10 protein-coding genes are annotated in these 15,179 nt (G+C 71.1%); 5 read left to right on the top strand and 5 right to left on the bottom strand.

Annotated elements, in window-relative coordinates:
• Window positions 1–130 precede the first annotated feature (130 nt).
• On the bottom strand, window positions 131–763 hold the full coding sequence (locus EJG53_RS25180; protein WP_125046655.1) for a TetR/AcrR family transcriptional regulator: 633 nt from the start codon (window positions 761–763) through the stop codon (window positions 131–133).
• Window positions 764–1,043: 280 nt separating this feature from the next.
• On the opposite strand from EJG53_RS25180, the gene EJG53_RS25175 reads away from it, so the two are divergent.
• Window positions 1,044–1,979 (top strand): ABC transporter permease, encoded by a 936-nt coding sequence (locus EJG53_RS25175; protein ID WP_125046654.1) that lies wholly within the window; start codon window positions 1,044–1,046, stop codon window positions 1,977–1,979.
• Window positions 1,972–2,787, top strand: a complete 816-nt coding sequence (locus EJG53_RS25170; protein WP_371858725.1) for an ABC transporter ATP-binding protein — start codon at window positions 1,972–1,974, stop codon at window positions 2,785–2,787. The genes EJG53_RS25175 and EJG53_RS25170 overlap by 8 nt, the downstream gene beginning before the upstream one ends.
• A gap of 165 nt (window positions 2,788–2,952) precedes the next feature.
• Here EJG53_RS25170 and EJG53_RS25165 read toward each other — a convergent pair whose 3' ends face one another.
• The gene (locus tag EJG53_RS25165) at window positions 2,953–7,929 is read right to left on the bottom strand and encodes an NAD-glutamate dehydrogenase (RefSeq protein WP_125046653.1); all 4,977 of its coding nucleotides are present in this window, start codon (window positions 7,927–7,929) and stop codon (window positions 2,953–2,955) included.
• A 543-nt stretch (window positions 7,930–8,472) separates the two neighbouring features.
• Here EJG53_RS25165 and EJG53_RS25160 point away from each other — a divergent pair.
• On the top strand, window positions 8,473–9,039 hold the full coding sequence (locus tag EJG53_RS25160) for a DJ-1/PfpI family protein (protein ID WP_125046652.1): 567 nt from the start codon (window positions 8,473–8,475) through the stop codon (window positions 9,037–9,039).
• 80 nt (window positions 9,040–9,119) lie between these two features.
• On the opposite strand, the gene EJG53_RS25155 is transcribed toward EJG53_RS25160, so the two are convergent.
• The gene (locus tag EJG53_RS25155; protein WP_125046651.1) at window positions 9,120–9,854 is read right to left on the bottom strand and encodes an HAD family hydrolase; all 735 of its coding nucleotides are present in this window, start codon (window positions 9,852–9,854) and stop codon (window positions 9,120–9,122) included.
• A 68-nt stretch (window positions 9,855–9,922) separates the two neighbouring features.
• Window positions 9,923–10,429, bottom strand: coding sequence for a DUF6912 family protein (locus EJG53_RS25150; RefSeq protein WP_125046650.1), 507 nt, complete (start codon window positions 10,427–10,429; stop codon window positions 9,923–9,925).
• A gap of 309 nt (window positions 10,430–10,738) precedes the next feature.
• Here EJG53_RS25150 and EJG53_RS43400 point away from each other — a divergent pair, with 309 nt between their 5' ends.
• Window positions 10,739–11,272 (top strand): Rv3235 family protein, encoded by a 534-nt coding sequence (locus EJG53_RS43400; RefSeq protein ID WP_125046649.1) that lies wholly within the window; start codon window positions 10,739–10,741, stop codon window positions 11,270–11,272.
• A gap of 89 nt (window positions 11,273–11,361) precedes the next feature.
• On the opposite strand, the gene secA is transcribed toward EJG53_RS43400, so the two are convergent.
• Window positions 11,362–14,196, bottom strand: a complete 2,835-nt coding sequence (secA, locus tag EJG53_RS25140; RefSeq protein ID WP_125046648.1) for a preprotein translocase subunit SecA — start codon at window positions 14,194–14,196, stop codon at window positions 11,362–11,364.
• A 390-nt stretch (window positions 14,197–14,586) separates the two neighbouring features.
• Between secA and EJG53_RS25135 the strand changes: the two genes are divergently transcribed.
• Window positions 14,587–15,168, top strand: coding sequence for a GNAT family N-acetyltransferase (locus EJG53_RS25135; RefSeq protein WP_125046647.1), 582 nt, complete (start codon window positions 14,587–14,589; stop codon window positions 15,166–15,168).
• The last annotated feature ends 11 nt before the right edge of the window (window positions 15,169–15,179 follow it).

Genomic DNA, 15,179 nt, shown 5'->3' with positions numbered 1-15,179 from the left:
CGCGCGGCGCGCGCCGCTCGCCCGATTAGTCCGGGGTCGTGGGTGTGGGGGTCCTCGCGGTGGCCGTGAGGGGGAACCGGGGTCGGGAGCCGAGCCGCAACCCGGATCGGGCCGGGGCCGGGGTGCCGCGCTACGCCTCCAGGGCCGACGCCACCGCGAGGGCCAGTTCGTCCAGGTAGGTCTTCGGGAGTTCGTCGCGTACGACCATCAGGCGCCAGTAGAGCGGGCCGGTCATCAGGTCGAGGGCCAGGCGCGCGTCGGCTTTCGGGCGCAGCTCGCCGCGTTCGACCGCGCGGGCCACCATCGCCGCCGCGACGCCCTGCTGGCTGTCGAGCAGGGCGGTGCGCAGCGCTTCGGCGATCTCGGGGCTGCGCGCGGCCTCGGCCAGCAGGTCCGGGATGATCTGCGCGGCCATCGGGTGCCGCAGCGCGCGGGCCGCGACCTCCAGCAGCATCCGTACGTCGCCGCGCAGCGTCCCGGTGTCCGGCGTCGGCAGGCCCTCGGCGGCCACCGCGGAGACCACGTCCAGCACGAGGTGCAGCTTGGAGCGCCACCGCCGGTAGACGGCGGTCTTGCCGACGCCCGCCCGCCGGGCGATGCCCTCGATGGACATCCGCGCGAACCCCACCGCCGCCAGCTCCGCGAAGACCGCGGCGCGGATCGCCTCGGTCTTCTCCTCGCGCAGTACGGCGGCCCCGGCCGGCGCCCGCCGCCCGCCCGGTACGCCCGGTGTCCTCGTCATGTCCGTGCCGTCCTTTGCCATGCCTTGATCGTAGCGTCGCGACGGTACGGGCACGTCGCGACGGGACGGTTGCGTTCCGACGAGACGATTGCGGCACACGACGGAACAACTGCGTTCCGACGAGACGGTTGCGTCGCGACGGAACGGTCAGGGCGCGACGAAACGGTCTCGTAGCGACGCTACGGTTGCGTTTCGACGTGAGCCGGTCGTACGCTCGGCACCGTTACGACGATACGGGAGCGTTCTGACGTAACCGGCGCTCCTCCGTCCCTCCCTCACCCGCCCGGAGGCGACCGCCCGTATGCCCCAGACCCTCGCCCCACCGGCCCGCCCCGCCGAGGCGCCGTCCGTGGTCCCGGCCGCCGCCCCGCCCGACCCCGGCCTGCAAGCACTGGCGGAGCGGTACGGATTGACCGTCAGCGGCGCCCGCCCGCCGCTGCGGGAGTACACCCGCCGCCTGTGGGCGCGCCGCCACTTCATCGCGTCCTTCGCCACCGCCCGGCTGACCGCCACATACACCACGGCCCGGCTGGGCCAGCTCTGGCAGGTCATGACCCCGCTGCTCAACGCGGGCGTCTACTACTTGATCTTCGGCATGCTGCTGCACACCAACCGCGGCATTCCGAACTTCATCCCGTTCCTGTGCACCGGGATCTTCGTCTTCACCTTCACCCAGTCCACGGTCCTGGCCGGCACCCGCGCCGTCTCCGGCAGCATCGGCCTGGTCCGCGCCCTGCACTTCCCGCGCGCCGCGCTGCCCGTCGCGCACACCCTCATCCAGCTCCAGCAGCTCATCTGTTCCATGGGTGTGCTGGCGGCCATCGTGCTGATCTGCGGCGTACCGGTGACATGGCACTGGCTGCTGATGATCCCCGCCCTGCTGCTCCAGTCGGTCTTCAACACCGGCCTCGCCCTGGCCATGGCCCGTATCGGCGCGAAGACCACGGACACCGCGCAGCTCATGCCGTTCGTGCTGCGCACCTGGATGTACGTGTCCGGCGTCTTCTACAACCTCTCCACGTTCACCAGCAGCGCGCCCCACCTGGTCTCGGTGGCCCTGAACTGCAATCCCGCCCTGATCTACATCGACCTGACGCGGTACGCCCTGATCGACACGGTGCGCGCCCAGGACCTGCCGCCGCACGTGTGGCCGCTGGCCCTCGGCTGGGCCCTGCTGGCCGGCGCCGCCGGATACGTCTTCTTCTGGAAGGCCGAGGAGGAGTACGGCCGTGGCTGACACCACCATCGAACGCACCCCCGCCCCCCTCGACGCCCCCGAGCCCGCCGACGACCGCACCCCCACCGTCATCTGCGACAACGTCCACATCGTCTACAAGGTGTACGGAGGCAGCGCGGGCAAGGGCGGCGCGACGGCCGCCCTGAACCGGATCGTCCGCCGCCGGCCGAGTGCCGGCGTCCGTGAGGTGCACGCCGTCAAGGGCGTCACCTTCGTCGCCCACAAGGGTGAGGCGATCGGGCTGATCGGCTCCAACGGCTCCGGGAAGTCCACGCTGCTGCGTGCCGTCGCCGGGCTCCTGCCGCCCGCCGCCGGCCGCGTCTACACCCACGGCCAGCCGTCACTCCTGGGGGTGAACGCGGCCCTGATGAACGACCTGACCGGCGAGCGCAACGTCGTCCTCGGCGGGCTCGCCATGGGGATGTCCCGCGCGGAGGTCCGCGACCGTTACCCGGGCATCGTCGACTTCTCCGGCATCAACGAGAAGGGCGACTTCGTCTCGCTGCCGATGCGCACGTACTCCTCCGGCATGGCGGCCCGGCTGCGCTTCTCCATCGCCGCCGCGAAGAGCCACGACGTCCTGATGATCGACGAAGCGCTGGCCACCGGCGACCGCGCCTTCCAGAAGCGCTCCGAGGCCCGGATCCGCGAACTCCGCGAGGAAGCCGGCACCGTCTTCCTCGTCAGCCACAACAACAAGGCGATCCGCGACACCTGCGATCGCGTCCTGTGGCTGGAGAAGGGGGAACTGGTCATGGACGGCCCCACGGAGGAGGTCGTGACGGCGTACGAGCGGGGCGCCAGGTAGCACGGCGGGTAGCGCGAGCGGTGCGGGCGCCCAGCCAGGGCCCCGCCCAAGCGCCCGCCCAGAGCACCCGCCCAGCGCTCCGGCCCAGAACGCCCCGAGCGCCCGGAACGACGGCGGCGCGGCCCGGCAGTGCCGGACCGCGCCGCTCTCATACCGTGGTGCGCGTCAGCGGTGCGTGCGCAGCAGCGTCCGCATCGTCCGCATCGCGACCGAGAGGTTCGCCAGGTCGAAGCCCTCCGACCCGTGGATCTCCTCCAGCGTGGTCCGCGCGCGTCCGAGGATCGCGGCGTTCTTCTCCTCCCACGCCTTGAACCGCTCCTCCGGCGTCGCGGAGTCGCTGCCCACCGACAGCACGTCGCTGGTCAGCGCCGCGTGCGCGGCGAACAGGTCCTCGCGGATGGAGGCGCGGGCCATCGACTGCCACCGGTCGTTGCGCGGCAGTTCCAGGATGCGGTCCAGGAGCTGGTTGATCCGCAGCCGGTCACCCAGGTCGTAGTAGACCTCGGCGACGTCCAGCGGCTCCTTGCCGGTGCGGTCCGCGATGGCCACGATGTCCAGCGCGGGGAAGACGGAGGAGAATCCGGCCACCCGGGTGGCCAGCTCCGCCGGGACCCCGGCCTCGGTCAGCTCGTCCAGGATGCGCTGGTGCCATTCCAGGTCGCTGCCGCACAGCAGCTTGGGCAGTTCGGCCCAGACCCCGGCGACCCGGTCCGCGAAGAAGTCGATGGTCTCGGAGAGCTCCAGCGGCTGCGGGCGGTTGTTGAGGAGCCAGCGGGTGCCGCGCTCCACCAGGCGCCGGGAGTGCAGCCTGATGCGGGTCTGCACGTCGGCGGCGACGACATTGTCGAGGGCCTCGACGTCGTCCCAGACCCGGTTCAGCCCGAAGATCGCGCGGGCCGCGGTGTGCGCCCGTACGACCTCTTCGAGCGCGGCGCCGGTCTCCTCCCGCATGCGGTGCAGGAAGCTGGTGCCGCCGGTGTTGACCGTGTCGTTGACCATGACGGTCGTGACGATCTCGCGGCGCAGCGCGTGCGCGTCGATCTGCTCGGCGAACTTCTCCCGCAGCGCGCTGGGGAAGTACGCGTGCAGCAGGTGCTGGAGGTACGGGTCGTCCGGCAGCCCGGTCTGGATCAGCGCGTCGGCGACCGTGATCTTCGTGTAGGCGAGGAGCACGGCGGTCTCGGGCTGGGTCAGGCCGCGGCCGGCGTTCAGTCGTTCCTTGATCTGCCGGTCGCTGGGCATGAACTCCAGCGACCGGTCCAGGTGGCCGTCGCGCTCCAGGCGGCGGATGAAGCGCTGCTGGGCGGGGAGCATGCTCGCGGACTGCGCCTGGGCCAGGGACAGCGCGATGTTCTGCGCGTAGTTGTTGCGCAGCACCAGCGCGCCGACCTCGTCGGTCATCGCGGCCAGCAGCTTGTTGCGCTGCTTGACCGTCATGTCGCCGTCGGCGACGACCGCGTTCAGCAGGATCTTGATGTTCACCTCGTGGTCGGAGGTGTCCACACCGGCACTGTTGTCGATCGCATCGGTATTGATCTTGCCGCCGTTCTGGGCGAACTCGATCCGGCCGAGCTGGGTCAGACCCAGGTTGCCGCCCTCGCCGACGACCTTGACCCGCAGGTCCTCGCCGTTGACGCGGATCGCGTCGTTGGACTTGTCGCCCACGTCCGCGTTCGACTCCGCCGACGACTTCACGTACGTACCGATGCCGCCGTTCCACAGCAGGTCCACCGGCGCGGCGAGGATCGCCCGCATCAGGTCGGCGGGGGTCATCTTCTTGACGCCCGCCTCGATGCCGAGGGCGGCCCGCACCTGCGCGTTGACCGGGATCGACTTGGCGGTACGGGGGTGGATGCCGCCGCCCTGCGACAGCAGCTTGGTGTCGTAGTCCGCCCACGAGGAGCGCGGCAGCTCGAACAGCCGGCGGCGCTCGGCGTACGAGGTGGCCGCGTCCGGCGTCGGGTCGAGGAAGATGTGCCGGTGGTCGAAGGCGGCCACCAGCCGGATGTGCTCGCTGAGCAGCATGCCGTTGCCGAACACGTCACCGGACATGTCACCGACGCCGACGACGGTGAAGTCCTCGCTCTGGGTGTCCACGCCCAGCTCGCGGAAGTGCCGCTTGACCGACTCCCAGGCGCCGCGGGCGGTGATGCCCATGCCCTTGTGGTCGTAGCCGGCGCTGCCGCCGGACGCGAAGGCGTCACCGAGCCAGAAGCCGTACGACTCGGCGACCTCGTTGGCGATGTCGGAGAACGTCGCGGTACCCTTGTCGGCCGCCACGACGAGGTACGTGTCGTCCTCGTCGTGCCGTACGACGTCCGAGGGGTGCACGACCTCGCCGCCGACCAGGTTGTCGGTGATGTCCAGCAGACCCGAGATGAACGTCTTGTAGCAGGCGATGCCCTCCGCCAGCCACGCGTCGCGGTCCACCGACGGGTCCGGAAGCTGCTTGCCGACGAACCCGCCCTTGGCGCCGACCGGCACGATGACGGTGTTCTTCACCATCTGCGCCTTGACCAGGCCGAGCACCTCCGTACGGAAGTCCTCGCGCCGGTCCGACCAGCGCAGACCGCCGCGCGCCACCTTGCCGAAGCGCAGGTGGACGCCCTCGACGCGCGGCGAGTACACCCAGATCTCGTATGCCGGGCGCGGCGCCGGCAGGTCCGGGATGGCCTGCGGGTCGAGCTTCATCGACAGGTAGGCGTGCGGCTGCCCGTCGCTGTTCTTCTGGTAGTGGTTCGTGCGCAGCGTCGCCTTGATGACGGTGAGGAACGACCGCAGGATGCGGTCCTCGTCCAGGCTCGCGACCTGGTCCAGCGCGCCGTCCAGCTCCTCCAGCAGCCCGTCGGTCAGCTCGGTGCCGGCCCGCTGCCGCTCCGGCGACATCCGCGCCTCGAAGAGGCTGACCAGCAGCCGGGTGGTGTGGACGTTGTTGGAGAGGGTGTCCTCCATGTACGTCTGGCTGAACGTCGAACCGGCCTGCCGCAGGTACTTGGCGTACGCCCGCAGCACCATCGCCTGACGCCAGTTCAGGCCGGCCCGCAGCACCAGCTTGTTGAAGTTGTCGCTCTCCGCGCGGCCGGTCCACACCGCCGTGAAGGCGTCCTGGAACCGCTCGCGCGCGTCGTCGCCGTTCATCCGCTCGGGGATGCGCAGCCCGAAGTCGTAGATCCAGGCGGTGGCGCCGTCGGTGCAGCGCAGCTCGTGCGGCCGCTCGTCGACGACCTCGACGCCGAGACGGTTCAGCACCGGCAGGACCTTGGACAGGGAGACCGGCTCACCCGTGCGGTAGATCTTGAAACGGCGCTCGTCGGGGCCCGCGCCGACCGGCTCGTACAGGCTGACCTCGAAGTCCTTGCCGCCCTTCGCCGTCAGCTTCTCCAGGTGCTGGAGGTCGGCGACCGCGCTGCGCGGCGGGTTGTCGGCCTTGTAGCCCTCGGGGAAGGCGTGGTTGTAGCGGCGCAGCAGCTCGGCGGCGCGCTCCTCGCCGACCTCGGCGGTCAGCGCCTCGGCGAAGCCGTCGGCCCAGGAGCGGGCGGCCTCGACCAGCCGCGCCTCGATGCGCTCGGCGTCGGCGTCGGTCAGGTCCGGCAGCGCGGCGCCGGGCTCGACCCGGACGACGAAGTGCAGCCGGGAGAGGATCGACTCGGTGTTCCAGGCGGTGAAGTCGACGCTGGTGCCGCCCAGTTCCTCCTTGAGGATGTCGATCAGGCGCAGCCGTACGCTGGTGGTGTAGCGGTCGCGCGGCAGGTAGACCAGCGCCGAGAAGTAGCGCCCGTACTCGTCCTGGCGCAGGTACAGCCGCAGCCGGCGGCGCTCCTGGAGGTACAGCACGCTGGTGACGATGGACTGGAGCTGGTCCACGCGCGTCTGGAACAGCTCGTCGCGCGGGTAGGTCTCCAGGATCTGGAGGAGGTCGCGGCCGTCGTGGCTGTTCGCGGTGAAGCCCGCGGCGTCCAGCACCTCGGCGACCTTGCGGCGGATGACCGGCACCCGGCGTACGGACTCGGTGTACGCGGCCGAGGAGAACAGGCCGAGGAAGCGGCGCTCGCCGACGACGTTGCCCTGGGCGTCGAACTTCTTGACGCCCACGTAGTCGAGGTACGAGGGGCGGTGCACGGTGGAGCGGCTGTTGGCCTTGGTCAGGATCAGCAGCCGGTGCTCGCGGGCCTTGGCTCGGGCGTCCTTGGGGAGCCGGTTGAACGACGGGGAGACGGGGTGGCCGTCGTCGCCCTCGCTGTGCGCCGGGTCGGAGCGCAGGATGCCGAGGCCGGTGCCGGGCACGGCGGTCAGCACGTCCTCCTCCGCGCCGGACTCGCCGGGGACCGAGGTCAGCTCGTACTCGCGGAAGCCGAGGAAGGTGAAGTGGTCGGCGGCCAGCCAGCGCAGCAGCTCGCGGGCCTCGTCGACCTCCTGGTCGCGCAGGTCGTCGGCGGTCGGCTCGGTGGGCAGCTCGTCGGCGATGCGCAGCGCGGCGTCGCGCATCTTCTCCCAGTCCTCGACGGCCTCCCGCACGTCGGACAGCACCCTCAGCAGATCGGCGGTGATCTGCTTGAGGTCGGCGCGGTCCGTCTCCCGGTCGATCTCGACGTGGATCCACGACTCGATCAGCGCGTCGTGCGGCAGGTCCCGGCCTTTGCCGTGGCCCGCCTTGTCCTTGCCGGTCCGGCCGTGCGCGTCGCACGTGTTGTCGAGGACCTCGATCAGCTTGCCGGTCACGTCACGCCGGACGATCACCTGCGGGTGGATCACCACATGGATGCCGCGGCCCTGACGCGACAGCTCGTTGGTGACCGAGTCGACCAGGAAGGGCATGTCGTCGGTGACGACCTCGACCACGGAGTGGCTGCAGGTCCAGCCGTTCTCCTCGACCGTCGGGGTGTGCACCCGGACGTTCGCGGTGCCCTGCGGCCGGTTCTCGGCCAGCCGGTAGTGGGAGAGCGCGGCGCCGAAGACGTCCACCGGGTCGCGGCCGGTCAGGTCCTCCGGCGCGGTGTGCAGGTAGTAGCGCTGGAGGTATCCCAGGAGGGTGTCCGGGTCGAGACCCTGCACCGGTGCCTGTCCCCCGGCCGGGCTGCTTTCAGCGACCCGGGCCGCCCGCGCGAGCAGCTCGGTCTTGGCTTCGTCCAGCTTGGTCTGCATGTCCTCTGGCTCCTGTCGCGCGCCGTTGCGTGACGTTGTGGATGAACTCCGTGGAAGCTGCACGACGCCGGTCCGGCCGGTGAGGGTTCCACCGCCGCAACGCGGGGAAGTGTCCGGTCGGGGACGACGCCGTGCCGCGATGAGCGATGGCCGGACCGCTCGGCACCGACCCGGTCGGGGTCGGTTTCCGGTCCTGATCGCAACGGTCAGCGGCCGCCCGGTCACTGTGCTGTCCCGGGCGCACGACGAGGGCCTCGATGCCCTCGCGGGTTATCGCGCTGATCACGATGCAAGGCTATCGCTCCCGGCCGGGGTGCCGTCATGGTCCAGCTGTGTACAAAACCACTAGCCGAAATTTGACGATCCGGACAGCGACGGGTCCGTGCGCCGCATCCCTGGAATCCCACGGTATCCCGCGGGGGCTTGGCAAGGACGGCGATCCGGAGGACGTTGAGCGGGACAGCGAGGAACGGACCACGGGCGCACGGATGTGACGAACGGCACGTCCGCGCGTGGTGAGCGACCCGAGCGGAGGTGGACGGCATGGCCGCCAAGATCCTGATCGTGACCGGCGACGCTGCGGAGTCCCTGGAGGTCCTCTACCCCTACCAGCGGCTGCGCGAGGAGGGCTACGACGTGCATGTCGCCGCCCCCGCCCGCAAGACACTGCGGCTGGTCGTGCACGACTTCGAACCGGGGTTCGACACCTACACCGAGAAACCCGGCTACACCTGGCCCGCCGACCTGGCCTTCTCCGAGGTCGACCCGGGACAGTACGCCGCGCTCGTGGTGCCCGGCGGGCGAGCGCCCGAATATCTGCGCAACGACCCCGAGCTGCGCAAACTCGTGAAGTCCTTCTTCGACGCGGACAAGCCCGTCGCCCAGATCTGCCACGGCCCGCTGCTGACCGCCGCGATCGGCGGCCTCAACGGGCGCCGGGTCACCGCCTACCCCGCCCTCGAAATGGACATGCAGGCCGCCGGGGCCGCCTTCCGGGACGCCGAGGTCGTCGTGGACGGCACGCTGGTCTCCTCCCGCGCCTGGCCGGACCACTCCGGGTGGATGCGCGAGTTCATCGCGGTGCTGCGGGCCAAGGCGCCGGTGACCTGAGGTCGCGGGGGGGCGCCCGTCCGGGGCGTGAGCCTCCGGGGGGCCGCGTCCGGGGCGGCGCCGGGGTGCCCGCCTCTGCGTTACGCGGCTATCTGCTCCGCCAGCTCCACGGCCTCCGCCAGGGTGTCCACCACCGGCACCCCGGCGGCCGCCAGGCTGGCCCGGCTGTGCGACCCGCCGGTGTAGAGCACGGCGTGGGCGCCCGCGTGCCGTGCGGCCACCGCGTCGTCCACCGCGTCACCGATCACGACCGTACGGCCCGGGTCTATGCGTCCCGTCGCGCCGCCGCGCCCCGCCGTACCGTTCCCGTGCCCGTCACCGTTCCCGGCCCCGGAAGGTCCGGCGGTCAGGGCCGCGAGGTGGCGCACCATGTGCTCGCTCTTGCTCCCGCCGGAAGGTCCCGTACGGCCGTCCACGCGCAGGAAACGCGCCTCGATGCCGAAGCCCCGCACCAGCGGCGTCAGCTCGTCATGGCCGTACATGCTCAGGATCGACTGGCTGCGGCCCGCCAGTTGCCAGCTCTCCAGCAGCAGCTCGGCGCCCTCGGTGAGGCCGCACGCGGGCCGGTGGGCGGCGTAGTGCCGGTGGAACGCCTCGTCCATGACCAGCCACTCCGCTTCGGTCGGCAGCCGGCCCAGCAGCCGCTCGTAGAACCGGGGGATCGGGACGCAGTACAGCTCCCGGTAACGGTCGAGGGTGATCGGGGGCAGGCCGAGCTCGGCGAAGGCGGCGTTGGTCGCGCCCATCACCGCTTCGGTGTCGTGAAAGAGCGTGCCGTTCCAGTCCCAGACGATGTGCGTCGCGTGCGTCCCCATGCCAAGACGGTACCCATGACCACTGACAGCCCAGTCCCGGACCGCGGCACCACGGGGCGCGCGGGCGGTCAGGCGATCAGGTTCGGGATCTCCTGCACGCCGAACCACATCAGCTCGTGGTCCTCCGCGCCGTCCACCGTGAACCGCGCGTCCTCGTCGCCGAGGTCCGCGGCGCCCAGCGCGCCGGCGGCGGCCGTGACGTCCTGGACGGCGTCGTCGGAGTCCACGTGCACCGCCGCGGCCTTCGCCATCGGCACCGGCCCGGCGATCCGGACCTCGCCCAGCGCCGCCTGGTCCAGGCCGCGGTCGGGGTCGGCGACGGCCGCGCCGTCCGGTACGTCCACGGCCACCACGACCCGGCGCCGCGGGGCGTCCGGGTCGGCCGCGAGGCGGCGCAGCGAGCCCTGCGCGGCCCGGTTGAGCGCCGCGTACTCCAGTTCCTCGATGTCGTCGGAGACGTACCACTCGCGCAGCGCGGGCGTGACGGCGTAGGCGTCCAGCGGGCCGGGGCCCAGCTCCCCGGCCTCGTGCGCCGCCGCGAGTCCGGGCAGGGTCAGGGGGACATACACGCGCATGGCTGCCGCTTCCGCTCACATCGCCGGTTCCGAAAAATCTGTCCGGCCAGCATACGGGCGCGGGGTACGGCGTGAGATACGGGCCGGAGTCCCCCTTCGTGCTCCCGCTCCGCCGCCCCGGCACCGTCCTCGACGGCCCGCGCGCCGTTCCGCGCCCGCACACCAGCCCGCTCTCATCCTGATGGGTGAATCTCCGGCCGTCCGCCCGGCCCGGCCGACGGCCCTTGCCGCAGCCGATTCCCCGCCGGTAGAAGATCCCCACCGAAGCTACTGACCGGTATCCACCGGACCGGCCGAACGGGGGCCCTCATGCTCACCACCCACACCGACACCCTCCCACCCGCCCGCACCCGCTCCCCCAGGCTTCCGCCCGCCGCGGGCCCGGGACGCCCCCGCACCGGCCCGCCCGGCCGGCCGCCCGGCCGCCGTGACCCCCGGCGCCCGGCCGGTCCCCGTACGGCCCCCACCCGGGCCGTCCGGCGCCGCCCCGCCCGCCCCGATCCGCACGACTGGTTCGCCGAGCAACTGCTCCTGACCCTGAGCGGCCGCCGCCCCGTGCACGCCCTCCTGGGACACGCGCTGCCCGCCGCGTACGACCGCCTCGTCGAACTGGCCCCACAAGCACCCCTGCGTCCCACAGGCGCCCCGGCAGGCCGCTACGCACCGGCCCCGTCGGTGGCCCACTGCGGCCTGTGCCTGCCGCGCCCGGACGTCATCGAGGCGTTCGCCCGCATCGCCTCCGGCGAGCGGCTGCGCGCCCTCGCCTTCCGGCTGGAGCTGGGCGGCGACGCCCGGTGGCGCTGCGCCGCCGTCGACATCGGCCCGAGCGCCCGTGTGTGGTGACACCTCCGTACGCGAAGAGCCGGGGCGCCGCAGCTTCCCGCTGCGACGCCCCGGCCTCACCCGTACCGGGCCTCAGACCCCGGCGGGTGTCACTTCTTGCGGCGGCGTCCGCCGCTCTTCTGGGCCTTGCGGCGCTCCGCGCGCGTCAGGCCGTCCGACTCCGAGCGGGCCGGGGCCGCGTCCTCGCTGGTGAAGTCGCCCTCGACGACACCGCCCTCGCCGTCCACGGTCGGCGCGGAGAAGTGCAGCCGGTCCGGACGCTGCGGCGCCTCCAGGCCCTTCGCGTGGATCTCCGGCCGTCCGGCGCCGGCCCCGGCGGGCACGGCGTCCTGGGCGTCCTTGTCCAGCGAGGTCTTCTCCTCGGCGGCGGCCACCGGGACCTCCTCGACCTGCTGCTCGACCTGGACCTCCAGGTTGAACAGGTAGCCGACGGACTCCTCCTTGATGCCCTCCATCATCGCGGTGAACATGTCGAAGCCCTCGCGCTGGTACTCGACCAGCGGGTCCTTCTGGGCCATCGCGCGCAGGCCGATGCCCTCCTGGAGGTAGTCCATCTCGTAGAGGTGCTCGCGCCACTTGCGGTCCAGGACGGACAGCACCACGCGGCGCTCCAGCTCGCGCATGATGTCGGAGCCGAGCTGCTCCTCACGGGCCGCGTACTGCTGGTGGATGTCCTCCTTGACGGCCTCCGCGATGAAGTCGGAGGTGATGCCGGCGCGGTCACCGGCCTCCTCCTCCAGCTCCTCGACCGTCACCTTGACCGGGTAGAGCTGCTTGAACGCGCCCCACAGGCGGTCCAGGTCCCACTCCTCGGCGAAGCCCTCGACCGTCTCCGCCTGGATGTAGGCGTCGATGGTGTCGTCCATGAAGTGCTTGATCTGCTCCTGGAGGTCCTCGCCCTCCAGGACGCGGCGGCGCTCGCCGTAGATGACCTCGCGCTGGCGGTTGAGGACCTCGTCGTACTTCAGGACGTTCTTACGGGTCTCGAAGTTCTGCTGCTCGACCTGCGACTGCGCGGACGCGATGGCGCGCGTCACCATCTTGTTCTCGATCGGTACGTCGTCCGGGACGTTGGCCATCGCCATGACCCGCTCGACCATCTGGGCCTTGAACAGGCGCATCAGGTCGTCGCCGAGGGAGAGGTAGAAGCGCGACTCGCCCGGGTCGCCCTGCCGGCCGGAGCGGCCGCGGAGCTGGTTGTCGATCCGGCGCGACTCGTGCCGCTCGGTGCCCAGGACGTACAGCCCGCCGAGGCTCTTGACCTCTTCGAACTCCGCCTCGACCGCGGCCTCGGCCCGCTCCAGGGCGGCGGGCAGCGCGGCCGCCCACTCCTCGACGTGCTCGACCGGGTCCAGGCCCTGGCTGCGCAGCTCGGCCTCGGCGAGGTCGTCCGGGTTGCCGCCCAGCTTGATGTCCGTACCGCGGCCGGCCATGTTCGTGGCGACCGTGACGGCGCCCTTGCGGCCGGCCTGGGCGACGATGGACGCCTCCCGGTCGTGCTGCTTGGCGTTGAGGACCTCGTGGGGCACGCCGCGCTTGTTCAACTGCTGGGAGAGGTACTCGGACTTCTCCACGGAGGTCGTGCCGACCAGGATCGGCTGGCCCTTCTCGTGCTTCTCGACGATGTCCTCGACGACCGCCGCGAACTTGGCGACCTCGGTGCGGTAGATCAGGTCGGCCTGGTCCTTGCGGACCATCGGGCGGTTCGTCGGGATCGGGACGACGCCCAGCTTGTAGATCTGGTGGAACTCGGCGGCCTCGGTCATGGCCGTACCGGTCATGCCGGAGAGCTTGTTGTAGAGGCGGAAGAAGTTCTGGAGGGTGATGGTGGCGAGCGTCTGGTTCTCGTCCTTGATCTCCACCCCCTCCTTCGCCTCGATGGCCTGGTGCATGCCCTCGTTGTAGCGGCGGCCGGCGAGGATACGGCCGGTGTGCTCGTCGACGATCATGACCTCGCCGTCGATGACGACGTAGTCCTTGTCGAGCTTGAACAGCTCCTTGGCCTTGATCGCGTTGTTCAGGTACCCGACCAGCGGCGTGTTGACCGACTCGTACAGGTTGTCGATGCCGAGCCAGTCCTCGACCTTGCTGACGCCCGACTCGTGGATGCCGACCGTGCGCTTCTTCTCGTCGATGTCGTAGTCGCCGGTCTCCTCGATACCGCGCTGCGGGTTGGCGGGCTCGCCCTTCTTCAGGCGCTTGACCAACTTCGCGAAGTCGCCGTACCACTTGGTGGCCGAGTCCGCCGGGCCCGAGATGATCAGCGGCGTACGGGCCTCGTCGACCAGGATGGAGTCGACCTCGTCGACGATGGCGAAGTTGTGGCCGCGCTGGACCAGCTCGTCCTTCGACCAGGCCATGTTGTCGCGCAGGTAGTCGAAACCGAACTCATTGTTCGTTCCGTACGTGATGTCCCGGTTGTACTGTTCGCGCCGTTCGGCGGGCGTCATGTTGGCCAGAATGCAACCGACCGTGAGTCCGAGGAACTTGTGGACCCGGCCCATCATCTCGGAGTCGCGCTCGGCCAGGTAGTCGTTGACCGTGATCAGGTGGACGCCCTCGCCGGACAGCGCGTTCAGATACGCGGGGAGGGTGCCTACCAGGGTCTTGCCCTCACCGGTCTTCATCTCGGCGACGTACCCCATGTGGAGGGCCGCGCCACCCATTAGCTGGACGTCGTAGGGGCGCTGGCCGAGCACCCGCTTGGCGGCCTCACGGACCGTCGCGAACGCCTCGGGCAGCAGGTCGTCCAGGGTTTCGCCGTCCGCGAACCGCTGCTTGTACTCGTCGGTGAGCGCCCGCAGCTCGGCGTCGGAGAGGGCCGCGAAGTCCTCCTCGATGGAGTTGACCTGGCCCGCGATGCGGTGCAGTTTGCGCAGGATCTTTCCTTCGCCTGCACGCATGAGCTTGTTGAAGACGGACACTTGGGCTGGTCTCCTTGCCGGTCGGGCCTGGCGCTGGGGGTACCCCCCGCCGCAGGCAGGGGGAGGGTGCGCGGGCGCGGCATTTTTCCAAGGGGCAGGCCCCGCCGCAACGGCCATCGTAAAGGAGGACCCCATCCGGCCGGGAGGTCCACCGCCGCGAAGCACACCGCTCCCCGGTGCACACCCTTCCCTACGAGAACGCGCGGGACCACGAGAAAGTGCCGGGAGGGGCCCGGGAAGCGGGCGGGGGGCCGGGGGCGGGCGGGGCCGGAGAGCCGGTGCGCAGGGGGCGGGGGTGAGCTGTGGGGCGGCGGACGGCCCGGAGGACGGACCGGGAGCGTTCCGGGAAAACCGCTCGCCGCGCCCGTCCCGTCTCCGCACACTCCCCCCATGGAACCCGTCACGCTGACCACCGAGCGTCTCCTCCTGCGCCCCTTCGCCCCCGCCGACGTCCAGGCCGTGCACACCGCCTGCCAGGACCCGGCCATCCCGCGCTGGACCTCCGTACCGTCCCCGTTCGGCATGGCGCAGGCGCACGACTACATAACCCGCAGCCAGGAGGAGTGGCGTACGGACACCCAGTACCGCTTCGCCGTGACCACCAAGGCGGACGGCACGCTGACCGGAGCCGTGAGCCTGTTCCGCATGACGCTGCGGTCCGCCGAGCGGCAGGCCGAGATCGGCTACTGGACGACGAGGGAACAGCGCGGCAACGGCTGGACCGCCGAGGCCGTACGCGAGGTCGCGCGCTGGGCCCTGACAGAACTCGGCGTCGAACGCCTGGAGTGGCTCGCCGAAGTCGGCAACAGCGCGTCGCGCGGCGTGGCGCTGAAGGCCGGATTCCGGATGGAGGGCACCCTGCGCGCCAAGATCTCGCTCCGCGGCGTCCGGCGGGACGCCTGGATCGGCTCGCTGCTCCCCGGCGACCTGGGGCTGCCCTCCGGGACGCCCCATCTCCCGTTCCCGGGCTGACGAGTTCGGGC

Source organism: Streptomyces chrestomyceticus JCM 4735, assembly GCF_003865135.1.
GTDB classification, from domain to species: Bacteria; Actinomycetota; Actinomycetes; order Streptomycetales; family Streptomycetaceae; genus Streptomyces; species Streptomyces chrestomyceticus.
The sequence above is the reverse complement of the archived record's forward strand: the minus strand, read 5'-3'. Positions and strand labels throughout refer to the sequence as shown.